The sequence below is a fragment of the Verrucomicrobiaceae bacterium genome (genome assembly GCA_016713035.1).
GTDB lineage: Bacteria > Verrucomicrobiota > Verrucomicrobiia > Verrucomicrobiales > Verrucomicrobiaceae > Prosthecobacter.
Map to the genome: position 1 here is coordinate 1490536 of JADJPW010000001.1, position 25565 is coordinate 1516100.

The 25565-nt window shown below is 59.2% G+C and carries 15 protein-coding genes and 2 pseudogenes; 5 read left to right on the forward strand and 12 right to left on the reverse strand.

From position 1 onward, the window contains the following. The first annotated feature begins 34 nt into the window (after positions 1–34). Together IPK32_06385 and IPK32_06390 are read left to right on the forward strand one after the other, a co-directional pair. On the forward strand, positions 35–1135 hold the full coding sequence (locus tag IPK32_06385; GenBank protein MBK8091609.1) for a hypothetical protein: 1101 nt from the start codon (positions 35–37) through the stop codon (positions 1133–1135). Continuing rightward, a complete protein-coding gene (locus tag IPK32_06390) occupies positions 1132–2136 on the forward strand; it encodes a hypothetical protein (GenBank protein MBK8091610.1) in 1005 nt (334 codons plus the stop codon). Before IPK32_06385 ends, IPK32_06390 begins: the two co-directional genes overlap by 4 nt. A 39-nt stretch (positions 2137–2175) precedes the next feature. On the opposite strand, the gene IPK32_06395 is transcribed toward IPK32_06390, so the two are convergent. The 5 genes and pseudogenes from IPK32_06395 to IPK32_06415 form a co-directional block, all read right to left on the reverse strand. Then, the gene (locus IPK32_06395; GenBank protein ID MBK8091611.1) at positions 2176–7167 is read right to left on the reverse strand and encodes a DNA repair ATPase; all 4992 of its coding nucleotides are present in this window, start codon (positions 7165–7167) and stop codon (positions 2176–2178) included. Positions 7168–7231: 64 nt separating this feature from the next. Further along, positions 7232–9306, reverse strand: a pseudogene (locus IPK32_06400) (flotillin family protein). A 15-nt stretch (positions 9307–9321) separates the two neighbouring features. Beyond that, positions 9322–9978, reverse strand: coding sequence for a DUF1449 family protein (locus IPK32_06405; protein ID MBK8091612.1), 657 nt, complete (start codon positions 9976–9978; stop codon positions 9322–9324). A gap of 99 nt (positions 9979–10077) precedes the next feature. Beyond that, positions 10078–10668, reverse strand: a complete 591-nt coding sequence (locus tag IPK32_06410; protein ID MBK8091613.1) for a riboflavin synthase — start codon at positions 10666–10668, stop codon at positions 10078–10080. 31 nt (positions 10669–10699) lie between these two features. Then, positions 10700–11908: an MFS transporter gene (locus tag IPK32_06415; GenBank protein MBK8091614.1), complete on the reverse strand. Its 1209-nt coding sequence runs from the start codon at positions 11906–11908 to the stop codon at positions 10700–10702. A gap of 133 nt (positions 11909–12041) precedes the next feature. On the opposite strand from IPK32_06415, the gene IPK32_06420 reads away from it, so the two are divergent. Further along, the gene (locus tag IPK32_06420; GenBank protein MBK8091615.1) at positions 12042–13973 is read left to right on the forward strand and encodes a PHP domain-containing protein; all 1932 of its coding nucleotides are present in this window, start codon (positions 12042–12044) and stop codon (positions 13971–13973) included. Between the two features lie 3 nt (positions 13974–13976). On the opposite strand, the gene rbfA is transcribed toward IPK32_06420, so the two are convergent. The 4 genes from rbfA to IPK32_06440 all read right to left on the reverse strand — a co-directional run bounded on the left by rbfA (position 13977) and on the right by IPK32_06440 (position 19010). Continuing rightward, a complete protein-coding gene (gene rbfA, locus IPK32_06425) occupies positions 13977–14342 on the reverse strand; it encodes a 30S ribosome-binding factor RbfA (protein MBK8091616.1) in 366 nt (121 codons plus the stop codon). 95 nt (positions 14343–14437) lie between these two features. Next, positions 14438–16705, reverse strand: coding sequence for a translation initiation factor IF-2 (gene infB / locus IPK32_06430; protein ID MBK8091617.1), 2268 nt, complete (start codon positions 16703–16705; stop codon positions 14438–14440). A 98-nt stretch (positions 16706–16803) separates the two neighbouring features. Next, positions 16804–18069, reverse strand: a complete 1266-nt coding sequence (gene nusA, locus IPK32_06435; GenBank protein MBK8091618.1) for a transcription termination/antitermination protein NusA — start codon at positions 18067–18069, stop codon at positions 16804–16806. Positions 18070–18299: 230 nt separating this feature from the next. Beyond that, positions 18300–19010, reverse strand: a complete 711-nt coding sequence (locus IPK32_06440; GenBank protein ID MBK8091619.1) for a hypothetical protein — start codon at positions 19008–19010, stop codon at positions 18300–18302. Positions 19011–19200: 190 nt separating this feature from the next. Between IPK32_06440 and IPK32_06445 the strand changes: the two genes are divergently transcribed. Continuing rightward, positions 19201–19971 carry a L,D-transpeptidase family protein gene (locus IPK32_06445; GenBank protein MBK8091620.1) on the forward strand — a complete coding sequence of 257 codons (771 nt, stop codon included), beginning with the start codon at positions 19201–19203 and terminating at the stop codon, positions 19969–19971. Between the two features lie 18 nt (positions 19972–19989). Here the strand turns inward: IPK32_06445 and IPK32_06450 are convergent, their stop codons facing one another. From IPK32_06450 to IPK32_06460, 3 genes are all read right to left on the reverse strand, one after another. Next, a complete protein-coding gene (locus IPK32_06450) occupies positions 19990–20988 on the reverse strand; it encodes a MoxR family ATPase (protein ID MBK8091621.1) in 999 nt (332 codons plus the stop codon). Between the two features lie 74 nt (positions 20989–21062). Continuing rightward, a complete protein-coding gene (locus tag IPK32_06455; GenBank protein MBK8091622.1) occupies positions 21063–21908 on the reverse strand; it encodes an aminotransferase class IV in 846 nt (281 codons plus the stop codon). 21 nt (positions 21909–21929) lie between these two features. Continuing rightward, the gene (locus IPK32_06460) at positions 21930–23051 is read right to left on the reverse strand and encodes an Ldh family oxidoreductase (GenBank protein MBK8091623.1); all 1122 of its coding nucleotides are present in this window, start codon (positions 23049–23051) and stop codon (positions 21930–21932) included. A gap of 169 nt (positions 23052–23220) precedes the next feature. Here IPK32_06460 and IPK32_06465 point away from each other — a divergent pair. After that, positions 23221–24702 (forward strand): annotated as a pseudogene (locus tag IPK32_06465) (DUF1501 domain-containing protein). Positions 24703–25565 lie beyond the last annotated feature (863 nt).

Here is a 25565-nt window from a genome sequence, read left to right on the forward strand (position 1 = left end):
TTCTGGGCAGCTTCCTTCAAAGTCGCCGCCTCGCATGAACTCACGCCGCCATTTCCTCGCAGGACTCACCACCGCTGCCGCTAGCACCTGGACGCAGACTTTACGTGCCGCCCCCGATCCGAAAAAAGACACCGTCATCGGCCACGGCACCTTCCGCTACCGCGTGAACAAGGACTGGGTGCCCGCAGGCCAGGGCCGCCATCATCCCATCCTCAACTGCCATGAGATGGTGCAGGTCAAAGATGGCCGCCTTTTCATGATCGGTGATCATTCACAGCATCAGATGCTCGTGTTTAAGCCAGATGGCACCATCACGGAGTCCTGGGGCGGCATGTGGCCCGGCGGACACGGCCTCACACTCGTGCAGGAGAATGGGGAGGAATCGCTGCTCGTGACCGACAGCGGCCTGTGGAAGAGCGGAAACGGCGGCTATCGCCAAACAGGCCGCGTCACCAAAATCGACCTCACAGGCCGCGAAATCTTCTCCATCAGCCACCCCATGTCCGTCGGTGCCTACGAGCCCGATATGGTCTTTAATCCCACCGAGACGGCGGTGGCTCCGAATGGCGATATTTACGTCGTTGATGGCTACGGCTCGCAGTTCGTGCTGCGCTACGATGCACGCGGGAAGTTCATCCAGCGCTTCGGCGGCAAAGAAGGCGTCCCTGCCGATCAGCGGCTCAACAATGCCCACGGCATCGCCATCGACACGCGTGAGGGCACGGACAAGGCCGTCGTCATCGTCACCTCGCGTGCGGACAACTGCTTCCGCAGCTTCACACTCGATGGGAAATACCTCGATACCATCCCCGTGCCCGGTGCGATGGTCTGCCGCCCCGTCATCGCTGGCCAAGAAATGTACGCTGGCGTCTGCTGGTCCAAGACACCCGAGGTGAACAAACTGCCGCAGAACCCCAGTGGCTTCACCGTGGTGCTGGATGCGAAAAACCAGGTCGTCAGCGCCCCCGGCGGCACCGCACCGGTTTATGAAGACGGAAAACTCCAGCCGCTGATGCAGGCGGAGCGAGTCTTCGATCACGGCCACGATGTCTGCGTCCTGGAAAACGGCGACCTCATCGTCTGTCAGTGGAATGCTTTTCAGACCTACCCGATCCGGCTTGAAAAAATCGCATGAAGTCACTCATCGCCCTTTTTTCACTCTTTAGCTCACTCGCCGCCGCCGAGACCACCTACTGGATCGACGAGGTAGGCCAGCGCCAGCTCACCATCGTAGAAAACGAGTTCCGCCGTGCGGACCTGAGCTTCCGTTGGACCTACGAACCCGGCATGATGCCAGGCTGGGCAGGCTACGGACAACGAAGCGGCAATACCATCCTTTTTGCCATCACACCCGTCGATGAGGCACAGGACCGCGAGCCCTTCTTCTTCGCCAAAAAAAGCGACAGCCGCATCGAAATCACCTTTCGCAGCGAAAAGCCCGATCAACCCGACCCCGGCATCCGTGGCATTTTCCAGCAGCTCACTCCCGATAAGCGGCTACAACTCGCCAAAAAAGAATTTGAAGCAGCAGAGACACGTTTGGCGCTCGCTTTGCAAGTCACCACGCGGGATGGCCGCCATGATGACAAGGTTATTGTCAGTGATTGGCGCATGAAGTGGCCGACTTTGCGGCAACGCTGGCTCTCGCTCTCCTACAAACCACCCGGCATCAAACCTGAAGACGATGCAGACTTCTGGATCAGACTCGCACAGGCCACCGCCATCGGTATCGGCTTCAACTCGCAACGCGTCGATCCCAAAAACAAAGGTGAATGGCCCGGCGACTACGACGACGGATTCGGCGGACGAATCACGATCCGTCCACGCAAAGAAGGGGGCCTGCGCATCAATCTGAACTGCACGCGTGGTCTCGATGGCAATGAACTCAATGGCACGGATGTCGCAGGGAACATCCCTGGCAGCGCCGTGAAAAAGAAAGGCGAGCTACTGCTCGCTGAGGCCGTGCTCGACATCACTGGCGGCCCCGAGGGTGCACCTCCGAAGCAAATCCGCGTCAAACTCCAGCGCAGAGGCGGCGCCCTCTGGGTGGAAACCACTTATCTCCACCCAACCAACCGCAGAGGCTGGCTAGATGGCATTTATCGCTGGTTCCCAGAGCCTGAGCCTGGTCAATAAACCACCGCCACTTCCCCGCCCCGCGAGTCGAAGTGAATTTTACGCTGAAGGCTGCTCCACCGCGCTCTCCACGACCATTGGCGGCTCTGAGCTCGCCATTTCTTTTTCCACTGGCTGCACCTTGATCTCCACATTCACCGGCACCGCCCGCAGGCCATCGATGATGGATTTCAGCTTCGCGATGGTCATGTCGGATAGTGTTGGCTGGCTCACCGCCTCGGTTAGGGCACTCAAATGGCCGCTGATCCGCGTGACGGGATCATTCTCGCCTGCACCACCCGTGAGCAGATTGCGCTTAAAGGTGCGCTTGATTCCTTCCCAGCGTGCTTTGTCCTCTTCCGTGCTCAGACCATTGATTTCACGCCATTTGAGCAAATTCGCCTCCGCAGCGCCGCTGAGCGTCTGCGCCTCGCCGCGATAGTGATCGGCGATGAGCTGCCGCACCTCCGCATCGGTCATGATGGGGAGGATTTTCTCCGAAATCTTGTTCATGTTCCGGTAGCTGCCTTGTAGCTTGAACGGCGGCTCCACGCGATAGGCATCCTCCATCGCTGCACTGGCCACATACTGCTGGTTCACTTTCAAAATGACCTCACGTACATGCAGCAGCTTCTCCATCACGGCCACGGCATCGTTGATCTCCTCCGCGCTAAAGCTGCTTTCAAATTCGACTCCCTCCCGCGTGCCAGTCTGAGCGATTTTTAGCACTGCCAGCGCATCCTTATGACTCCGCGCAGCGATCCGCGCCAGCGTGGCATTGCTAGTGAGTCCGTTCTCGATGTAGCTGTCTTTAAACACCTCTTGATGTCCGCCGAGGATGTCGCCCAGGTTGTAAGTATCCGCGCGATTCGCCAGCATGTCTGGCACCTGAAACTTGCCACCGACCTCGGTGTAAGGGTTCCCCGCCATCACCACGGCCACCTTGCGACCACGCAGGTCATAAGTCTTCGCCTCGCCCTTGAAGACGCCTTCGATCTTCCTCGTGCCATCGCACAGCGGGATGAACTTCTGCAAAAACTCCGGATTCGTGTGCTGGATGTCATCGAGATAGATCATGACGTTGTCACCCATCTCGAAAGCGAGGTTCAGCTTCTCGATCTCCTCCCGCGCCGAGGCATTCCGCGCCTCGCTCGGGTCCAAAGAGGTCACCTGATGCCCCAGCGCAGGACCGTTGATCTTCACCAGTGTGATGCCGAGTCGGCTGGCGACATACTCCATGAGCGTTGTCTTGCCGTAACCAGGCGGTGAAATGAGCAGCAGCATGCCCATGCGATCCGTGCGCGTGTCCTTCCCCGCAGCGCCGAGCTGTTTCGCCAAGTTTGCGCCGATGAGCGGCAGATAAACCTGATCGATCAGGCGATTGCGCACGAACGAGCTCAACACGCCCGCCTTGAACTGATCCAGCCTCAAATCCTTCCGCCGCGCCACGCTCAGCTCGTGCTTGAGTCGCTGAAACGCCTCAAACTGCGGCACCGCCTCGTTTTCATACTTCCGCAACCGCGCGGTGAACTCATGGTAATCGAGTTCGAGCTTCGCCTCGCTGATTCGGCCATGCGTGCCCGTCAGCCCGGTGATCGTCGTTTTGCAAACCGGCTCCGTCGGCGTCGCCGCAGGCGGTTGGTCATTCGTGACCACCATCGCCGCCGTTTCAATGCGCACGCCCTGATCCGCATTCGGATTCAGCGCCGTGATCCACTCCAAAGCGATCTCAAACGCCAAAACCGGCTGCGCAGCCAGTTCGGTCATCGTTGTCTCAAAATCCTTCGCCGCCCGTTTTGCCGTCAGTTCCTTCCGAAACGCCCGCAACAGCTCCACAGCCGCCACCGACCGCGTGAACGGCGATTTCGACTGCAATTCGTCGAGAAGGCAATTGGCAGCAGAATGGGTGACAACAGAATGAGATTCAGACATTCTGTTGCCAGCCATTCTGTTGCCAAAAAAGTCAGTGATTCGGCTCAAAAGCCCTGCGTCAGGCTCCACGGCCTTCTCTCCAAAAAACTCACGCATCCGCCCCTTCGAGCGCATCCGAGCCTCCAACGCCTTTTTCTCCGCATCCTTCGCCCACCCATGCCAAAACAGCCGCGCATAGCCACGCGAGGCCGGTGAATGTCGCAGCAGCCCCAAAGCCAGCTCCATCTCACGCAGCGGCTTCAGGATCAAAGCGGCGTCATGATCGTGCACACCTTTGGTGTAACCCTCATGGTATCGCTGCGCCATGAAGCCTTCTGCATCCTCGGAGCCGGTTTTGAGCATCTGCCACGCGAGATACTCCGCGCGATACAGCTCCACATTCTCCGAAACGACCGCCTGATCCCAAACGGGTCGCAGAGTCTCCAGTTCCGCATTCTCCACCTTTTCAAAGAACCGCGTGCCGGTGAGATGAAACGCCAAACCGCCATCGCGCGGCAAAATCGTCAACTCCAGCGGCTGCTTGTTCACGCTGAACTGATGCTGCCCGAGTTGGATGAGATCGCCGCCGACAAAAATCTCCGACTTGTCGCGAATCTGCTTCAGCGAGTCCTGCTGGACGGTTTTGAGCCGCGTGGTGAGCTCATCCGCCCGCACGCTGTCGCCGAGCTTGCGGAGTTCGTCGATCAAATCGCGCAGCTTCGCCACCATCGCATCGGCGGCGAGCCAAGCGTGCACTTCCTCCGGCTTCGCGAAGCTGGCGAGACGGTTGCGGATGCTCGTCAAAATGCGTTCCGCCGACTGTCCAAGGCTGCCGCAGCGCCGATTGAGCGCATCGGTGAGACTTTGGCGACGCGATTCGAAGGCTGTCTGCACCTCCTCGCGCTTTTTCACCAGCTCCGCCGCATAGTCGTCGAAGTCGGAGAACTTCGTCTCCATCTCCTCGATCTGCACCAGCACGCGAGTGAGCGATTCATCACACTTCTCCGGCGTGGTGGCCACTTCGAGGTAGTTCAGCACGCTTTGGCTCAGCAAACTTAGCTGCGCCTGAAACTGCGCCGCGCCTTCCGTCTTCGCCAGGTCATTGCGACGATTCTTGAGCACGCTGCGCACCTGATTGAGCTGCGCAAACAGCGTGCTGATGCCCTCGATGATGCGCGTCGTCTCCGTCGCATCTTGAATCTTGAGCCCGCTGACGATGGCGGTGAGCATTTCCAGCTCGCTGCTCGACTTCGCCAGCGCCTCCTCGACCTCCTGTGCCTCGGTGACCTTCGTCAAAGCGGGCACGCGAGCCTGCTGCTCGGTGATTTGCTTCCGATACGGGTCCAGCGCCTCCGGCTTGAGCAGGAAGGCCACGCATTTCGCGCTGAGCTTGTCTCCCGCCTCGGCGACGGCCTTGTCCATCGCATCAATGACCGCCGCGTCCGTGTAGCGCACATCGCGCAGCGCGATGATTTGCCCGCGCAACTCGCGCAGCGTCGTCAGAAGCTGCACAAAGCCGAGAATGTCATTCGGATCGGTGTTCGTCGCCGCCGCGATGGCCTTCTGCGACTTCTCTTGCAGCGACGTCGTCTGTTCCGCTGCCGTTTTGCGCATGCGGCGCACTTTTTCGAACTCACCCAGCGCCGCCTCTGCGGTTGTTTTGATCTCCGTGAGTGCCGATTTGAGATCGTGGGCCTCCTCCTTGCCTACCCAGAAGTAACTATCCGAAATGTCACCGCAGCTTCGCACCAGTTCGACGTAGAGACCGCTGAACGAGTCATCCTTGGCCAGCAGCGTCATCACGCCGCGACATTCCGCCATCGCGCGGACAATCTCGGCGTTGCCGATCTTGCTGAGGAAGGTTTGCGATGCCTTTGCCTCGCTCACATCCGCTGTCAGATAGGGCGTGCGCCAAACTTGGATGACATGGTGCTTCCGAGGCTCTGCATCGGCATCAAAGAGGATCAACTCACCCGTCGGGAAGAGCGAAAAGCCATGGCAGGGCTGCGGTGTGGCGATGCTCTGCGTGATGAGGTTGTAGCTGAGCAGCAGATACGATCCGCTTTCGAGATGCGAGAACACAAACAACGTGTCCTCGCCATTCGCGGCCGAAACACGCTTCTCGAAGCGCATCGGCGGCAATCCAGTCTCAAAGCGGCGAACTTCGCCGGTTTGCAGCACATAGCCATGCGGGAAAAGGATGCCGTGATCGTCCGGCAGCAGCACGCAGGATTCCGCGATGCTGTCGATGCGATGCGCCTCGCGCGTGCGCTCGTTGAAGACGAGGTGACGCCAGTTTTTCTCCTGATACGGCAGCACCTTCATCAGGATGAGGTTGCCGACGATGGCGTAATGAACCTCCGCGTCATCGAGCGTCTGGTCTTTGTTGTCCACCGGTTCGCTGTAAATGCCGCGACCAGTGGCGGTGTTGTTTTCGACTTTGACCGTCAAATCGCCGCCAATGGTCTCGACGAAAACGCGGTCCTCGATGCTGATGTGCGGATGCTCGCCGTGGATGTACATGTCCCGCGTGGCCCGCTTCCACGCGAACTCCTGCGGCGTGGGAAAGACGAACTCATGGTCGCTGCGGTTGCCGAGGTATTTCAGCGTGCCTTTTTCATCATCGACGAGCCATTTGAAGGTTTTCACCTCCGTCGCCCGCTGCCCGACCTGGAAGCCCATGTAAAGATGCGGCCCGATGCGGTGAAACTTCAGAAACGTGGCGTGCTTGTAGTAGCTGTGCAGGTAAGCGAAGTCCTCCGCGAACTGTGCATCGCCCAGAATGGCCTCTTTGTTCGTGTGGAAGCTGTGATCGCCGTCCTGGAAGTCATACACCGCGAAGACATCCTCGATCTTCATCGTCGAGCGCAGCCCGAGGTGCACGTTGTAGCCAAACAGAAACCGTTTCGGCCCGATGGCCGCCATGTCGCGTGGCACGCAGTTGTTGTCCGTCGTCAGCCGTGCCGTCGCCAGCAAGGCCGTCTCAATGCCGCCAAACTCGGCCTTGCGGTCGTTGTTGAGGAGATCAAGCCGACGCTGCAACTCCGCGCCATGCTTCGCGAGGCGCTGACGAATGACTTCGTAAGCTCCGGCTTCGAGCTGGGGGGAAGAGTTTGCGGGAGGTGGTGTGGGATCAGCCATATGGAGTGCCGACGAGTCGTCGGCTTAGAGTTCTTCAAGGCCGACGAATCGTCGGCGCTCCATATTACTTCTTCGCCTTCGCAGCCAGCAAACCGGCCACATTGGACTCACTCAGGCCAAAACGACCCGCAGCGCCGATCATGCTGGTGAGCTTGTTGAGCGTGCCGGCATCGGGATTGAGGCCGATGAGTTTGGCGAACAAAGCGGACAAGGTGAGGTTCTTCGTGTCCTCGGCGGTGAGGCCGAATTGATCGACGACCGTTTTGAGCTGGGCTTTGAAGTAGTCGGGATCGCCGTTGAAGAAGGTCTCCTTCACGTCGGTAAGGGTGCGGCTGCCTTCGACCATGCGGTCCACGGCACGGGCGGTGCCGATGGCGCTGGTGATCTTGTCGAAGAACTGGCTTTCGCCGCCGACGATCTCGATCTTGGCGGACTTCATGGCTTCGCCGAGCACGCCAGCTTGGGCGGCGGCGATGTCTTTCTGGATGTTGATCTCCGCGAGGGCCACGGCCTTGTCTTTGTCGAGGTTGAGCTTGAACTCCTCGTGCTGGCGACCGGCGTCTTCGAGCAGCTTCATGGCCTGCGCCTTCTTCGTGATGCCATCGGCCTCAGCGGCGAGTTTGAGCTGCGTGACCTCTGCATCGACGGAGCCTTGCTTTTGCGCGGCTTCGGCTTTGGCGAGGGCGACTTGGGCCTCGCCGAGTCCGATGGCGGCTGAAGTGGCAGTTTTTCCTTCGGCGAGCGATTTCTCGGCAGCGGCTTCTTTGGAAGCGGATTCTTGGCGGGCCTCGGCCAGCGTGAGGAGTTCTTGAGCGTGAAGCTCGGCGGCTTGTTTGGCGGCTTCGGCGGCTTTGATGGCGGTGAAGGCGGCTTGTTCGGCGGCGAGCTGGGCGGCTTGCTTGGCGGCCTCGGCTTCTTTGATTTTCTGAATGAGCTGCTCCTGGGCGTTTTTCTCGGCGTTGGTGAGGGCGACCTGCTTCTCGCGGTCGGCGGTGGCGAAGGCTTCGGCGTCCTTCATCTTCTGCTGTTCGACGACGACGGTCTTTTCGAGGGCCACACGGTCTTTGATGACCTCCTGAATGCTCTTTTCTCCACTTCGACGGCTTTTTCCTTCTCGATGTCTTTCAGCGTCGTCACACGCTGACGCTCGATGATCTCCAAGTCACGGTCGCGAGTGACACGTTCGATCTCGACGGCATCGGTGCGCTCTTTGTTGCGCTGGGCGACCAAAACCTGGCGATCCTTGTTTTGCGTCGCGACGGCGATTTCTTCGTCAGCGGCGATTTTGGCGCGTTCGGCTTTCAGGCGCTCTTCTTCCTGCACTTTCATCATTTCGGCCGTTTCGCGGGCACGGACGCTTTCGACGTCGCGTTTCTGTTTGGCCTCGGTTTCGGCGAGCTGGCGCTCCAGCTCCAAAATGGCTTCACGAGCCTGCACGTCCTGCTGCTTGATGACCTTCTCCTTGTCGCGCTGGATGTTGTTGGAGAGCTTGGCCTGGGCGGCGGTGAGTTCGGTGATCTTCTTGATGCCTTCGGCGTCGAGGATGTTGTCGGGGTCGAGGTTTTCGAGCTGCGTCTGCTCCAGGAAGTCGATGGCGCAGTCGTCGAGGGTGAAGCCGTTCAAATCGGTGCCGATGACCTTCAAAATCTCGCTCTTGAAGTGATCGCGCTCATTGTAGAGCTGAACGAAGTCGAAGCGCTTGCCCACGGTTTTTAGCGCCTCGGAAAACTTGGCATCAAACAGCGTGCGGATGGTGTCCACAGCACTCGCACGGGCACAACCGATGCTTTGGGCGACGCGAAGCACGTCTTCCGGCGTTTTGTTCACGCGGACGAAGAAGGCCACCTTGATGTCGGCGCGGAGGTTGTCTTTGCAGATGAGGCCTTCGTTCGCTTTGCGTTCGATTTCGATGCGCTTCACGGAGATGTCCATGTACTCGGCCTGATGAGCCACGGGGATGACGATCATGCCGTTGAAGGACACTTTGGTGCCGCCGATGCCGTTTCGCACGATGGCCTGTCCTTGTGTGACCTTTCGGAAGAAGCGCGAGAACAGGATCAGCACGCCAAGGAAGATGCCGATGGAGATGATTCCGATGAGGATGCTGCCTTCGAGGAGGACGGCGAGTGGTGTATTCATTTTAGATTTTGGATTTTAGATTTCTGATTTGGTGGTTTCGATGAAGTAAAACGCGTTATCCGGGCCTGCGGCGGTGATTTGGGCTTGAGTGCCTTTGGAGAAAGAGCCTTCGCGAGTGCGGACGTTGACCAGCACCGGAACGCCCGTGGTAGTGATTTCGAGCTGGCCGTAGGTTTCATCGGCTTCCATCGAGCAGATGGTTCCAGTGCGGCCGATGACTTCCTCGGCTTCGGTATCGGCATCCGCCATGGCTTTGAAAAGCTTGGCAACAGGGATGGTGACGAGTTTGGTCGCGATGAGGCTGGCGACGAGATTCGGCAGTAGCAGGACGAATGCCTGTAGCGTGCTAGCGGCGGGATTGAACTTTTGGTTCAGCACGAGGGAGGCGAACCACATGAAAACCACCATGAAGCTCAGCCACACAACAATAGGCACCTGCGAAAAACCAAAGAAACGGCCAGCAGTGAGCCAAGCACCGCCAGTATTCACACCGTGAACATGATGACTGTGTCCGTCGCCTCCATCGCTCCCATCACCAAGATCGTCGGGCATGTCGGTTTCAAAGTCGAGCGCTCCGAGGATGACGAGCAGCCAATAAAGAACCACCAGCACCAAAAGGAGCGAGAGTAGGACTTGATGCGGCGAGATCGCGGCCTGGAAGAGTTCAAACACGTTCGGGAGTGTCGGTTTGGAATTGGGCGCGATTTAAGCGGAGCCTCCGGAAAGAGGCTATTCCAATTTCGCAGGAAAAATTCCAACGTCTGCAATTGCTCAACTTCTATGAAGTAACTGGCGCACATGTTTGCCGAGCATGTCGAATTCGACGTTGAGGCGGTCGCCGGCTTTTTTGGTGTGCAGATGCGTGACCTGCGAGGTGTGCGGGATGATCCAGCAAGTGATGCTGCTGTCTGTGACCTCGGCGGCGGTCAAAGAAATGCCATCGAGGCAAATGCTGCCTTTCGGGATGACGAGGCCGTGGTGTGCGGCTGGGAACTCGACTTCGAGGCGATGATCCTGGCCATGCGGGCTGAAATCGAGGATGCGTGTGGTGTCATCGACGTGGCCCTGGACGAAGTGGCCGCCAAAGCGATCCCCGAGGCGCATGGCACGCTCTAGATTGACGAGGGAGCCAGTTTGTAGATCACCGAGGCTCGTCACACGCAGCGTCTGCATGAGCAGATCAAAGGCGAAAGCGCCGTCCACGATGTCGGTGACGGTGAGGCAGCAGCCATTCACGGCGACGCTTTCACCGAGCTGTAGCTCTGGTGCGAGTGTGGGTGCCTGGATGAGCAGGCGGGCACTGTCGCCGCGTGATTCGAGCGAGAGGACGGAGCCGGTGAGTTCGACGAGGCCAGTGAACATGGTCAGAGTTTCAAGTTTAAGGATTCGAGTTTCAAGCGGGGAGATGCTTGCCACGGCCTTTGTAGGCGAGGGCGAAGAAGAGGCACACGGCAGCCGTGAGTGCGGTCTCACCGAGCCAAAAGCGCTGCCAGTCGGTGTGGCCATCTATTTTACAAGCATGATGCCACCAGCCGCCACCGAGATAGCCGACCATGTTGCCAAAACCGGCCATGAGCAGGGTTAGCAGGGCCTGGGCTCGTGCACGCCAGCGCGGGTCGATGCGCTCCTCCAGGTAAATCTGGGTGGTGATGAAGTAGAGGGTGAAGGCGAAGCCATGTAGGAAGGTGCCAAAGGTGATCCAGGGCAGCGTGTGCATGGCATTCATCGCGTAGCGCACAACGCAGATGGCGATGCCGGAGAGAAAGACCCATTTCAGCCGAAAGCGGGCCATCACGCCTGCGAGCACCAGCATGACGAGGATCTCCGTCGTCTGCGCGATGGACATGAATGCGGAGACGCTCTGCACACCGAGCTCGCGTATCTGGAGCGCGGTGTAGGGATAAAAAGCAGCCAATGGCACGCAGTAGAGTGCTGCGGTGATGAAGACGACGCGGTGATCGCGATTTTTGAGCAAGGAGAGTGCATCTAGCCCGAGGATCTGCGCCCAGGTGCGTGGCTGGGAGCTCTCCAGCGGCGGAATGGCCGGAATCATGTGCGTGAGCGCCGCGACGAGGAGCCACAAGGCACTCGCGACGAAGCCGCCGGTCAGTGACTCGTCTGAATGCAGGATGAAGCTGACGATCCAGCAGCCACACATCCAGCCGAAGGTGGCACAGGCACGCAGTGGCCCGAACTGGCGCTTGGCATTCTGGAGCTGAGAAAAAACGATGCTACTGGCCACACTCCACACTGGCAATGCGACGAGAGCCTGGATCTGCGCGGCGACGAGGACGGCACCATCACTCAGTCTCAGACGTAGCGCGGTGCAGGTCAGCGCGAGGGTGATGGAGGTCAGTATGGCCAGCCAGCGCAGCAGCCGTGCAGGTGCCATTTTTTGATCCGCGAGAGCTCCGACAAAGAGTGGAGAGATAAAGGCGGCGACACTGGTGGCAGCGAGCACCCAGGGGACGAGATGCTCACGGCCGTGGGCTTTGAATACAGTGCTCAGGGGCACGCTCCAGATGCCCATGGGCACCGCCGTGACGAAGAACAGCGTCGCGAGTTTTCGCGGACGAGTCTGGGGCGGAGGTGAGGGGGACATTCGAGCTGCTCTATGCTGCAAATGACGAAGGAATTCAAAGAGCGACTTTCGGGGATGGCGGGAAACTTTTGCCAAGTAGATCAAGACGCACCTGACAGCCAGTGCGTGCTTCAAGCGTTCCTGATGGGACGATATGCATTTTCTTCCTCTTTTCTTCGCAGCACTCGGTAGCCTCGCAGCCTCGGCATCGGCTGAGCAAACCGTCTTAGAACCACGGCGGCTGCATCTAGGGCGTAAAGGGGCCTATGAGTGGGAGGAGTTCAAAGAGCGTGCTGTCGATGCAGAACGGCTGGAACTGCATTTCACCGCCAAAAGCAATGCCACGGAGCACACGCTGCGTCTCTGGCAGAGCCAGGTGAAGCAAAACTGGCCCATCCTGCTGAATGGCAAAAAGCTAGGCTCACTGACCCCAGCGGAAACACCGATGGAAATGCTCCTGAGCGTCCCGGCTGGGAGCATCAAGGATGGCGAGAATACTCTTCTGATCGAAGCACCTGCCAATCTCGACGACATCGAGGTCGGCCCCATCTTTCTCGTGCCAGAGAAGGCGCAGACATTCCTAAGTGCGGCCAAGATCGACGTCCAAGTGACTGAGGCGGAGACTGGAAGCTCGATCCCGTGCCGACTCACGCTCACGCGGATGGATGGCACACTCCAGCCGCTCCTAGCCACGCCGACAGGTGATGTGGCGACGCGAGTTGGCGTCGTTTACTGCAAAAGCGGCCATGCCACGCTCGCGATGCCAGCGGGTGAGTATGAGCTGCGTGCCGGGCGCGGCTTTGAATGGAGTGTGGCGCTCCAAAAAATCACGCTGAAGGCCGGTGACGCCCAGGAGGCAAAACTCACGCTCCGCCGCGAGGTGGACACCACAGGATGGATCGCGGCAGATAGCCATATTCATACTCTGACGCACAGCGGCCATGGGGATGCGCGGATCGACGAGCGCATGCTGACCATCGCGGGCGAAGGCATCGAGCTCGCCGTGGCCACGGATCACAATCATCACACCGATTATGCACCGATAGCGGCCAAATCTGGCGTGGCAGCGGCTTTCACACCGATCATCGGCAATGAGGTGACGACGAAGCACGGTCACTTCAATGCCTTCCCGATCCAGCCGGGTGCAGCGGTGGTGAATCACCAGGATGATGAATGGTCGCGGCTCATCCCAGCGATCCGCGCCACGCCAGGGGTGAAGGTGATCACGCTGAATCATCCACGGGACCTGCATAGTGGTTTTGTCCCGCTCGGAGGGCTGCACTTCAATCCGAGCACCGGTAGGCACCGGGATGCCGCTGCGCTGGATGTGGATGCGCTGGAGGTGATCACCTCTGCAGCGATGCAGACGGATATTTTCCTGCTCTACCGCGATTGGTTTGCACTGCTTAATCGCGGACATCGAATTGCGGCCATCGCATCGAGTGATACGCATGACGTGAACCGCTTCATCCTGGGCCAGGGTCGCACATATGTCGCGGCGAAGGATGCTGATCCTGCGGGACTGAATCTGGATGAAGTCTGGCGCAGCTATGATGAGGGCCGATTGCTGCCCAGCCTGGGTTTACTTACGAACATGCGTGTGGGAGGCAGTTTCGGCGTCGGAGACCTCGCCACGGGTCTGCCAGAGCGATTTCAGGTGGAAATCACCGTGAGTGGCCCAGCGTGGTCGCGCGTGGATCACATCGCCCTCTATGCGAATGGCATCTGTATCCATGAAGAGGCCGTGGAGGATGCTGCGCGGGCTGGTATCCAGAAAAAGCTCACTCTCCTTCTGCCAAGACCCGCGCATGATGTACACCTCGTAGCGATCGCGACGGGGCCGGGCGTGACGGCACCTTTTTGGGAGATTCCGCGTCCGTATCAGGCCAGCAGCAAGACCTTCACCTCCCGCGTCATCGGCTCGACCAATCCGATCTGGGTGGATGCGGATCTGGATGGCCACTTTTCCAGTGCCTATGCCATCGCGCAGAAGCTGCTGCAAAGCGGCCAGGATGACCCAGCAAAACTCACAGGCTATGATGCCGCCGTGAAGACACAGCTGGAGTCGCTACGCTCAGCGAAATGACACTCAAAGTGGTGCTGGCGGCTCGTCCGAGAAGGGAGCGGGCAGGCTGTCGATGACCTGGATGAGTGGCACGGCTTTTTCGGTGGTGCGATCGAGGCGGAAGATGAGCTGGGGGCTCTGGCGGAGTTTGACACGCTTGTAGAGCTCACGCTGGATGGCTCCACGCTCGCGATTGAGCTTAGCGATGGCAGGCTCCTGCTTGTCTGGCTTGCCCAGGACGCCGACGAAGACGCTGCAATGGCGTAGGTCTTCGGTGGGGAGGACATCGTGGACCGTGACGAGGCAGTCGTCGAAGCGGTAATGACGCTCGAGGACGGCGCAGAGCTCCCTGAGCATCAGCTCGCGGACTTTTTGCATGCGGAGTTTCATGGGAGTTCTCGGTTCGCTGTTGTCGGTTCACTGGTTGAGGTTCCCCGAACGCGGGAGATGACCGCGAACGGGGAACCGAGAACCTGCATTTAACTTCAGAGTGTCTGGGCGATTTTTTCGAGTTCGTAGCACTCGATGACGTCGTTTTCTTCGTAGTCGGAGAAGCCGTTGAGCTTGATACCGCATTCGAGGCCGTTGCGGACCTCTGGGACTTCATCCTGGAAGCGGCGCAGCGTTTCAAAGCCACCGTCATAAACAGCCTGACCGTCGCGAAGAACGCGAGCACGCTGTTTGCGGTGCATGAGGCCGTCTGTGACGACGGAGCCGCCGACGTAGCCTTTGTTGACCTTGAAGACCTGTTTGACGCGGGCGTGGCCGAGGATTTTCTCGCGGGTGATGGGGTCGAGGAGGCCCTGCATGGCGTCTCTGACCTGATCGATAAGCTCGTAGATGATGGAGTAGAGCTTGATCTGGACGCCTTCGCGCTTGGCGACGGCGAGGGCTTTGTTTTCGACTTTGACGTTGAAGCCGATGATGAGGGCGTCGGAAGCGGAGCAGAGGAGAACGTCGGATTCGTTGATGGAGCCAGCCTCGGAGTGGAGGATCTCCAGATTGATCTTGTCGCTCTTGATGTCTTTGAGGCACTTGGAAATGGCCTCGACGGAGCCCTGCACGTCTGTCTTGAGGACGATTTTGAGGGCTTTTTTGTTTCCTTCTTCGATGGAGGCAAAAAGGTGCTCCAGGGTGCTGCGGCGCGGTGTGGCGAGCTTTTTCTGGCGTAGCTCTTCGAGGCGCTCTTCGCTGAGTTTTTTGACGACGCGCTCGCTGTCCATGACGACGACTTCGTCGCCTACATTTGGCATGTCAGAGAAGCCGATGACCTCGCAGGGCATGCCGGGGAGGACTTCTTTGATGTTTTGACTGCGATCGTTGATCAGTGCTCTGACTTTACCCCAATGCGGGCCGCAAATGAAAGCCTGACCGACGGTGAGTGTGCCCTGGCCGACGATGACGGTGGCGACGGGGCCTTTGCCAGCGACCATGGAGCTTTCGATGACGGTGGCGCGAGCAGGAGCTTTCGGGTCAGCTTTGAGTTCGAGCACTTCGGCCTGGAGGGCCATGGTTTCGAGCAAGCTATCGAGTCCCAGGCCACTGCGAGCGGAGACTTCCATGACTTCGATCTCACCACCCCAATCGACGGGAGCGAGGCCGATGTCCTGGAGCTGGCTTTTCACGCGCATGACATTGGCGGTGGCCAGATCGCATTTATTGATGGCGACCATGAGCTGAACGCCGGCGGCTTTGGCGTGGGCGAGAGCCTCTTTGGTCTGCGGCATGATGCCGTCATCTGCGGCGATGATGAGGACGACAATGTCCGTGACATGAGCACCACGGGCACGCATGGCAGAGAAGGCGGCGTGACCGGGAGTGTCGATGAAGGTGATAGGCTTCCCATCGTGGAAGATGCAGTAGGCACCGATGTGCTGGGTGATGCCACCAGCTTCGCCTGCGGCGACGGTGGTCTTGCGCAGGGCATCGAGGAGGGATGTTTTGCCGTGATCGACGTGGCCCATGAAGGTGATGATGGGGGCACGGAGAGCGAGTTTTTCCTCGGCGACTTCTTCGACGACTTGGGCCTCGGGCTCGACGATGACTTCTTCGACTTTGTGGACGCCGGCACCTTTTTCGCGCTTTTCACGCTCAAGCTTGAAACCGTGCTTTTCGCAGATTTTTTCCGCAATCTCGATGTCGATGGACTTATCGGCACTGGCGAAGATTTTGAAGGGAATGAGCTCGGAGATGACCTTGAAGGGCTTGAGGCCCATTTTCTCGGCCAAGTCCTTCACGATGATCGGTGGCTTGAGCTGGATGATTTTTTCGCCGTTTTCGCCGAGCTCGAACTCGGGGACGACTACCTCTACCGGAGGTGGTGGCGGAGGGGGGGCGATGGGTTTCGGCGCAGCGGGCTCTTCCAGGAGGAGCGAGATGGGGGGGAGCGCGGAGGTCTGCGTGGCAGCGGGGCGCTCGCGGCGCTTTGGTTTTTCGTCAAAAAGGTTCAATGCGGCCTTTTTGCGGTCGTCGAGAGTGGGTTTCTCAGGCTCGGCGGGAGCGGCAGGTTCCTCGATTACTTCTGGGGCAGCCTTGACGGTCTTTTTGGGTGCTGCGCCGATGCGGGGGAGCACGCTTGAGGCTTCTTTGCGGGCAGTTTTGGCCTTGGGCTTATCTGAATCGTCTTCGATCAACGAAAGCACCTTTTTGCCGGGGGATTTCTTCGGCTTTGGGCTTTCGACCTCTAGTTCCACGTCACCGGGTTCGGTGTCGGCGGGCTTGAGGGGCTTTGATGAGGAGGATTTGCTGGGCATGCGTGAGTTCTGGGAAAAAAGGCAGTCTAGCCGCTGTGACGGCTGGTGGAGGCTGAGTTGTGAAGTTGGCTGAAAGGGTGTTCATGGCAGCAAACGGGCTATTCCGCAGAGGATGCGGCTGAGTTCGTTTGTGCCTTGGCAAGGATTTGCTCGGCGAGGTCGCGATCACCACCGAGGACTTCGGTGACGTCATCAATATCGACTCCGGTGGCGAGGGTGCGGAGATCTCCCATACCACCCTCGATGAGCTGGCGGGCGACTTCATCCGAGATACCGAGAGCGACCTGAAGATCCTGCGCGGCGTGGCCCATCTGGCCTTTGAAGACTTCTTCGGCGTGTTCATCACGCTCGATGATGAGGTCCATGCCGACGAGCTTGGAGGTGAGGCGGGCGTTTTGGCCGCGGCGGCCGATGGCTTTGCTCAGTTCTTCCTCGCTGACGGTGAGGCGGGCTTGCTTGCGCTCCTTGTCCACGGAGATGGTGAGCACTTTGATGGGCTTGAGGGCCTCGCGGACGAATTCGGCTGGATCTGGCTTCCAGCGGATGATGTCCACTTTTTCGTTATTGAGCTCACGGACGATGTTTTTGACGCGGGCACCACGCAGGCCGACGCAGGCACCCACGGGATCGACTTTCTCATCGGAGCAATGGACGGCCACCTTGGTGCGGTAGCCGGCTTCACGGGAGATGCTGGCGATCTCGACGGTGCGGTCACCGATCTCACTCACTTCAAATTCAAAGAGGCGGCGCACGAAGTTGGCGTGAGCACGGGAGAGGATGATTTCTGGGCCGCGGCCGGTGTCCTGCTCGACGGCCTTCACGTAGAAGCGCATGCGGTCACCGATGGTGTATTCTTCGGTGGAGACGCGTTCTTTGCCGGGCATGAGGCCTTCAAATTTACCGAGATCGACAATGACGTCGGATTTCTCAAAGCGGCGGATGACACCGCTGACGACGTCACCAGTGCGGTCTTTGAATTCCTCGTAGAGATTTTCTTTCTCAGCGACGCGGAGACGCTGGAGCATGGTCTGCTTGGCGGTCTGGGCAGCGATACGGCCCATGTTGCCAGGGGTGACCTCGAGCTCGATTTCATCTCCGAGCTGGGCGTCTTTGACGATTTTCCGCGCTTTGCCGAGCGGCAGTTCTTCAAAGGGATTGGTGACGGTCTCGACGGCAATGAGCTTGGCAAAGGCCTTGATGGTGCCTTTGTCTGGATCGATGTCGATGCGCAGCTCGCGTGCAGGCCCGATGGTCTTCTTCGAGGCGGCAAGGAGTGCCTGGGAGAGAGCCTCGACCATTTTTCCACGGTCGATGCCTTTCTCCTTCTCGTAGTAGTCAAAGAGTGCTTTGAGTTCGCTGATCATACAAAAAATGTCTTATGCCGAGACAAAAAGAGAGCGGGGGGAGGCCCCACTCTCGTCAAAAAAGTAACTTCTGTCCCGAAATGAAGGGTCGATCCTAGCGGTGTGTATCATATCGGCAAGCGGAAAAAGCCCGAAATCTGCCTACGACATCCGCTTCGAGGGAGATTTGGCAAAGGGGGGCCTTTACGGCTTCCGTGGTAGATTTGGCCCTTTCCAGGCTCTTTTGTTTTTCAGAAGAAGCCTGTCTGTGGTCTCGGGGACTGAGGGATGGGGTATTCCAGGTCATCCCGGCCTCCGGGGCCGTCCATGGGCCCCTGGGGCATGCCATCACTGGGGCCAGGTAGGGGCTCATAGCGCATCTGCAAGCGGGAGCGGAATTCTGGGTCATCTACGGCGTCGTCCACGACATCCTGGAGGGCACGGGAGGCGATTTCACGCACTTCCTGCACCGGCGGGATGTGGCCACGCTGAAAGGCATTCCCACGATCACTCTGGTAAATCTTGGTGAAAACCACCCGCCCGCTCTGGATTTCCAGCACGTTCATCCGCACGCGGACATGGGCAAAGGGACGCGTGATGAGGCCTGCATCAAAGGTGAGTACATCGCCCGTGATGAGGTAGCGGGCATTGGCACGGCGAGTGAGCATTTTGCGGGACTTCAGGGCGTAGGCAAAGGCATTGGCCGTCATCTGCTCCAGCGGGACTGCGGTGTGGACGGAGCCCGGCACGCCCGCCATGCTACGCACACGCCCCAGGATGCGCGAGTCGATGCCGCGCCGATTCGCGAAGGCACCGAGCGCGAAGTCCGGCTGACCACGCCATAGCCGCGCCCCCTTCCCCGGCACGTAATCGAGCACGATCTGCGAGCTAGTGACACAGCCAGAGAGCAGGCCTGTGGCCAGCAGAAGCAGGAAGAGGCGAAAAAGGCGATGGTTGGACATGGGCAGCGTTGATTTAAACACAGAACTGAGCGAATCAATCACAGAGAGAGCACCTGAGGAGAATCCACCCTTCACAGGCAAAAAAACAACCCTGCCGGATTCGGTCCTCAGGAAAAAAACCCCCAAAACCTGAAGCCAAAGATTACCCGGCAGGGCTGATTAAATGGTTATATTCAAAAACCACCTTCCCATGCAATACCAAAAAGTTCCTTTCCAAAAAAAGTCCGCCCTGACCCTGCTTTTCGGCCTGATTTCGGCCTTTTTCATCAGTTCTATAACAGCGGAGGCCCAGCTCGGGCGGGCGGTGCGTCAGGTCATCGTGGCGCAGGCCGCCTCCTGGAATGCGAATACGGCGACGCTCCAGTGCTACCAGCGTGGCGGTGCCGGAAAGGCCTGGCAGCCCGTCTTTGCCAAGCCGGTGCCCGTGCTGCTCGGGAAAAAAGGTCTGGCCTGGGGGCGTGGAGTCTTCGGAGTGCCCCAAAATGGCATTCCGATGAAAGTCGAAAAGGATTGGAGGGCACCAGCGGGCATTTTCCAGCTCGGCAGCCTCTTTGGCTACTCCCCTACCCCGCCTGCTCGCTGGCCGTATGTGCAGGTAGGGCCCTGGGATGCCTATGTAGATGATTCCCACAGCCCCTATTATAACCGCCATGTCCGCATTGATCCGCGTCAGGGGGTGCCGCCGTGGTTCGAGAAGCAAAAAATGCGCCTCGGAGATGCGGCTTATAAATGGATGCTCGAAATCCGCCATAATCAGCAACCAGCCGCCGCTGGCTATGGCAGTGCCATCTTTTTCCATGTCCGCCGTGGTCCGACCACGCCGAGTGCGGGCTGCACCACGATGGCGGAGACGGATCTGGTGCGGATGCTGCGCTGGCTCGATCCTGCGGCGGCACCGCATTACGTGCTGCTCCCACGGGCGGATTATCTGGCGCTGCGTGGGCCGTGGGGACTGCCATAGGGCCCTGATGGCCGCATTTTAGGCGTTCACCGATTCGAGGAGCTTGGAGATGACTTTTTCCACGGTGACGCCTTCGGCTTCGGCCTTGTAGTTCACCAGAATGCGGTGGCGGAGCACGGGCAGTGCCATGGCGCGGATGTCCTCCGCCGTGACGTGGGTGCGATTATTCAAAAGAGCGCGGGTTTTGGCCCCGAGGACGAGATTTTGGCTCGCACGCGTGCCTGCACCCCAACTGACCCATTGATTGATGAAGTCCGGCACGCCATCGCGACCGGGCCGTGATGCGGCAGAGATGCGCACGGCATAGCGAGCGACGTCCTCGGCGATGGGGACGCGGCGCACGACCTGCTGGAAGGCCAGGAGCTGCTCCCCGGTAAAGAGGCGCTGCACGGGCTCACCTTTGCCACTGGTGGTGCGGGTGACGACGGCGACTTCATCATCCTCACTGAGGTAGTCGATGACGATGTTCAGCATGAAGCGATCGAGCTGCGCTTCTGGCAGTGGATAGGTGCCCTCCTGCTCGATGGGGTTCTGCGTAGCGAGCACAAAGAAAGGCTCTGGCAGGTGCATGGTTTTGCCATTCACGGTGACTTGGTGCTCCTGCATGGCCTCCAGCAGCGCGGCCTGGGTTTTGGGCGGTGTCTGGTTGATTTCATCCGCGAGGATCATGTTCGCGAAGACGGGGCCACGGCTGAAAATGAGCTTTCGGCCGCCCTCGGGGCTGTCTTCGAGGATTTCCGTGCCGGTGATGTCGGATGGCATCAAATCAGGGGTGAACTGAATGCGCTGAAAACTCAGGTGGCAGACATCTGCGACCGTTTTGATCAAAAGCGTCTTCGCCAGGCCAGGAGCCCCGGTGATGAGGCAGTGACCACCTGCGAGCAGAGCGATGAGCATCTCATCGACGACATGCTGCTGTCCGACGATGACTTTACCGACTTCTGCAAAGAGACGCTGGCGGGCGGTGGAGAGGAGTTCGACGACCTGGCGTTCGGAGAGGGGTGCGGAATCGGGCATGGTGCCGACTAGAAGTGTGCAAAGAGGTGCGGACTTTCGAGAAATTTTGATCGAATGAGGCGAAAGGTGTCCGCTCACGGATCGTCACGCCCCGCGATGTAGTCACGGAAAGCTCTGGCCACACGGAGGGTGAGGCCACCGCTCTCGCCAGGTAGCACACGGTCATCAATGCGTGTGAGCGGATGCACATCACGCGTGCTGGAGGTGAGAAAGGCCTCCTCACAGGTCTGGAGCGCTGCCAGTGGCAAAGTGGACTCCTCACAGGCGATGCCAGCCGCAGCGCAGGCCTCCAGCACCAGTGCACGCGTCACACCAGCGAGGCAGCCAGAGGCCAGTGGCGGTGTTTTGACGATGCCCTGCTCGATGAGGAAGATATTCGTGCCGGTGCCCTCACATAGCTCTCCGCGAGTGTTGGCGAAGATAGCTTCACCAGCTCCAAGACTCTTCGCATGGGCCAAAGCGCGGGCGTTTTCGCCGTAGGAGGTCGATTTGACGCCTGCGAGTGCTCCACGCTCATTCCGCGTCCACGGCACGGTGATGGCTGTTTCAACAGCAGGCCAAGCATGCAGCGCGGTAGCCGCGACGGTCATGGTGGATGGTCTTTGCCCGCGATCCGAGCCCAGCGGGCCCTCACCACTCGTCACCGTGATGCGGAGACGTGCCTCACGGAGCTGATTCGCCTCCATCACGGACTGCATCGCGGCGATGCAGCTCTCAAAAGATGGCGCAGTGAGGCCCACGACCGCGCAGGAGCTCACCAGGCGCTGCCAATGCCGCACAGCAGAGAAGGGCTTCCCCCCGCGTGCTACCAGCGTCTCAAACACACCATCTCCTACGGTGAATCCGTGATCGAGCGGTGAGATGCGAGCCTCCGCCAGCTCGACGAGCTGACCATTGAGCCAGATGAAGCTGCGGTTCATGATAATAAAAAGCGCCGCCTGCTAGCACTCGTAAGTGCTCAGAGCAGCGAGATCGAATTTCGCGAAGCCACACTCGGTGGCGAGTTCATTGAGCGCCTCGACCTCAGCGGTGGAGAAGAGCAAGCCACCGGCTTTGGCGGTGTGTGCGGCGTTTTGCGCCTCTGGCTGACCAGGGAGCATGCAGGACTCATTCCCGTGACCGAGGATGTCGTCGATGACGGCCTTCACATTCTCTTTGAAGCCACGACCATTGGCAAAGAGGCCACTGCTGATCGCATCTGGATGAATGACCTGGAAGTAGAAGCTGCTCGTGCGCTTTTCACCCGCAGGGAAAGGCTTGGACTTGATGTCGGGATGCGCACCGCCACCACGCAGCGTGGGCAGTCCACCGCCGATCATGCCACCCATCACCTCGATGAGCAGGCTCAGGCCGTAGCCTTTATGCGCACCAAAAGGCAGCAACCACGCAGCTTCATTGGCATCGGTGGTGGGTTGGCCGTTTTTATCGACGGCAGCACCAGCGGGGAGAGGCTTGCCCTCACGCTTCAGCTGCTGCACGCGGCCCATAGCCACGGTGGATGTAGCCCAGTCGATCACGATCGGGAAGCCGCAGGCATCCTGCGTGGGTAGGCCCCAGGAGTGCGGATTGGTGCCCAGCACGGGGAATTTACCACCAAAGGGCACCACCTCACCGAGGGTGGAGGTGCAGTTCGTGTAGGCGATGTAGCCCTTCTTCGCCGCATCCATCACGTAGCCGCCGCCCCAGAGGTAGTGGAAGGCATTGTCCACGCTGACTTGACCGATGCCATATTTGTCCGCCAGCTCCATGCAGCGCTCCATGGCTCGGAAGGCCACACTTTGACCGAGCTTCAGATTGCCATCCCAGACCTCACTGGCAGAGAATTTCTTGTCGATCACCTTCACCTCCGCACCCGGCTTGCAGCCACCCGTGGCACTGCCAAAGAGATGATCGAGATGCAGCGCCTTGATGGCATTATGCGTGCGGATGCCGTGAGCACTGGCCATTTCACAAAAACGGGCCGCATCCTCCGCCTCTGCGGTCGTATAGCCACGGTGCTGATAAGCAGCACGGACGAGATCATTATGAACTGCGGCGGGGATGATGTGATAGGTAGTCGGCATGGGAAAAGTGCGGGAAGATGGAGAACGCGGCACCCGGTTTGCGCAGGCGGAGCCAGGGGGCAAGCTCATTTCATCCCCAGAGTCCCGCTCCAAGCAAGTCCCCTGCCCTGAAATTCGTTTTATTCACACACACGCAACCCAAGATCCCCGAGAACCGGGCACTCACCCCATGCATCCTGTCGAGCACCAGATCCAGCAAACACGCCGCGAGTTCTTCAACACGACGGCCAGCGGCCTCGGGGCTCTCGCTCTCGGCTCGCTCCTGACTCAAGAAGGCCTCCTCAGTGCTGAAACCGCCGCTGGAGCCGATCCCCTACTGCCCAAAGCACCCCATTTCCCGGCCAAAGCAAGAACTGCATCTTCATCTTCTTTGAGGGGCGGCCCCAGCCAAAGTCGATCTCTTCGATCCGAAACCGAAACTCAATGAACTCAACGGTCAGAGCCTGCCCGACAGCATGACCAAGAATGTGCGCTTTGCTTTCATCCGCAAAGAAACCGCCAAACTCATGGGCAGCCCGCGGAAATTCACCAAGCACGGCCAATGCGGCATGGATTTCAGCGACCTACTGCCTCACATGGCCAAACAAGCCGATGACTGGCTCATGATCCGCAGCCTGCACACGGATCAGTTCAATCACCATCCCGGCCAGCTCGTGCTACACTGCGGAAGAGCACAGTTCGGCCTACCCACCGTCGGATCGTGGCTCAACTACGGCCTCGGCAGCATGTCGCGGAATCTGCCCGGCTACGTCGTGCTCAACAGCGGACGCGGGACCAGCGGCGGCGCATCCCTCTGGCAGAGCGGCTTTCTCCCCAGCACCTATGCAGGCGTCTTGTTCCGCAATCAGGGCGAGCCCGTCCTGAACCTGAAAAACCCGCCCGGTATCCCCATGAACCTCCAGCGCAAGGGGCTCGACACCCTCATGGAGCTCAACCAGAGCCGCTACGACCAAATCCGCGACCCAGAGATCGCCAGCCGCATCGCCGCGTATGAGCTCGCCTTCCGCATGCAGGCCTCTGCCCCGGAGCTGATCGACCTCAAAGGCGAAGACGCCAAAACCCTCGAAATGTACGGCGTCAATCGTCCAGACGCCAAGATCAAAGCCACACGCGGCGGCGGCCCCGGCCAGTACCAATCCTTTGCCACCAACTGCCTGCTCGCACGTCGCCTCGTGGAGCGCGGCGTGCGCTTTGTCAGCATCATGCACGCCAGTTGGGATCACCACAGCGGCCTCGACAATGAACTCGCCTTCAATGCCGGCATGGCCGACCAGCCCATCGCCGCACTCATCAAAGACCTCAAGCAACGCGGCATGCTCGACGACACCATGATCATCTGGGGCGGTGAATTTGGCCGCACTCCACTCGGCGAAAACCGCGGCGGCAATCCCAACGCCACAGGCCGCGACCACCACCCCTTTGCCTTCACCATGCTCGCCGCAGGCGGCGGCATCAAAGGCGGCCAAATCTACGGCGAAACCGACGAAATCGGCTGGAGCATCGCCCGCGACCCCGTCGATCTGCACGACTTCCACGCCACCCTCCTCCACCAATTCGGCTTTGATCACCTACGCCTCCCCACCGCTTCCAAGGCCGCGACTTCCGCCTCACCGACGTCGCCGGAAAAGTCATCAAGCCATGGATCGCCTAAGCGCAGCCACCGTGACTTTTAGCAAAGCCTAACGGCACAGCCCACGAAGGAGGCAACGATCTGGATCAAACTGCATCCACGGAACCGAGGTGAAATGGAAATCAAAGCTCAGTGATCTGACTGGCCGGGTAGTGAGGGAGGTGTGACAGGCCCAATCCTGCCACCTCCACCCGATTCGGCCTTGTTCGTAGGTGTGAGCTGCTCATGGGATGGTGAGGTGTCCGAGTGGCTGGTGACTCCCGTCTGGGCTGAGATAAGCAACCGAATAGTCGCCTGATGCAATCCTCCCAAGAGCAAGCGATGGACAAAGCGGAGAGGGGTGTCGATCAGTAGCTATGGAAGTGACAACAGTGAAGTAGATCGTCCCCTGTCTAACCGAAACGAGCGGAGGCAGGCAAACAAGGGCGGAGTTGATCGTCGTAGGCTGAATGGTCACTCTCTGCAATCCGCTGACATCGCAACTCACCGGAACGCTAACTCCTAGCGGCATCCCTAACGCTGCTTGAGTAGGAGTACCACCCACAGACTGAATAAACTGCCAACTCTGGGAAACTCGAAGGGCCAGCGAAATCACTGTCTGGCACCCGCACAGTGAGCGAGATCAGCATAATCAGGGCAATCGCAGACTTGGACTTCACGTTTGTGAGTGTTGTGGTTGGGCGTCTCGGATCAGGCGACGGCGAGCGCAAGAAGTTGCTGACACGACAGACAGCCTTCGAGCCGTTACTAGATCCGTTTTGTTCGGCCTTGTTTGCTCGTGAGTGGTTCGTAGGCTAATCATCTGAATCGTTCTTCTATAAGTTCATGATCTATGGCCTGAAGAATACCTCGTGCAATCGCTCGCCCTGTCTAACACGGGTGGT

What these genes read in the sequence shown, in the direction of transcription:
- infB (MBK8091617.1), bottom strand. Translation starts at nt 16,705, where the DNA reads ATGCCCAGCAAATCCTCCTCATCAAAGCCCCTCAAGCCCGCCGACACC.
- IPK32_06395 (MBK8091611.1), bottom strand. Translation starts at nt 7,167, where the DNA reads ATGGCTGATCCCACACCACCTCCCGCAAACTCTTCCCCCCAGCTCGAA.
- rbfA (MBK8091616.1), bottom strand. Translation starts at nt 14,342, where the DNA reads ATGAAACTCCGCATGCAAAAAGTCCGCGAGCTGATGCTCAGGGAGCTC.
- IPK32_06385 (MBK8091609.1), top strand. Translation starts at nt 35, where the DNA reads ATGAACTCACGCCGCCATTTCCTCGCAGGACTCACCACCGCTGCCGCT.
- IPK32_06440 (MBK8091619.1), bottom strand. Translation starts at nt 19,010, where the DNA reads ATGTCCAACCATCGCCTTTTTCGCCTCTTCCTGCTTCTGCTGGCCACA.
- nusA (MBK8091618.1), bottom strand. Translation starts at nt 18,069, where the DNA reads ATGATCAGCGAACTCAAAGCACTCTTTGACTACTACGAGAAGGAGAAA.
- IPK32_06455 (MBK8091622.1), bottom strand. Translation starts at nt 21,908, where the DNA reads ATGAACCGCAGCTTCATCTGGCTCAATGGTCAGCTCGTCGAGCTGGCG.
- IPK32_06445 (MBK8091620.1), top strand. Translation starts at nt 19,201, where the DNA reads ATGCAATACCAAAAAGTTCCTTTCCAAAAAAAGTCCGCCCTGACCCTG.
- IPK32_06460 (MBK8091623.1), bottom strand. Translation starts at nt 23,051, where the DNA reads ATGCCGACTACCTATCACATCATCCCCGCCGCAGTTCATAATGATCTC.
- IPK32_06390 (MBK8091610.1), top strand. Translation starts at nt 1,132, where the DNA reads ATGAAGTCACTCATCGCCCTTTTTTCACTCTTTAGCTCACTCGCCGCC.
- IPK32_06415 (MBK8091614.1), bottom strand. Translation starts at nt 11,908, where the DNA reads ATGTCCCCCTCACCTCCGCCCCAGACTCGTCCGCGAAAACTCGCGACG.
- IPK32_06450 (MBK8091621.1), bottom strand. Translation starts at nt 20,988, where the DNA reads ATGCCCGATTCCGCACCCCTCTCCGAACGCCAGGTCGTCGAACTCCTC.
- IPK32_06420 (MBK8091615.1), top strand. Translation starts at nt 12,042, where the DNA reads ATGCATTTTCTTCCTCTTTTCTTCGCAGCACTCGGTAGCCTCGCAGCC.
- IPK32_06410 (MBK8091613.1), bottom strand. Translation starts at nt 10,668, where the DNA reads ATGTTCACTGGCCTCGTCGAACTCACCGGCTCCGTCCTCTCGCTCGAA.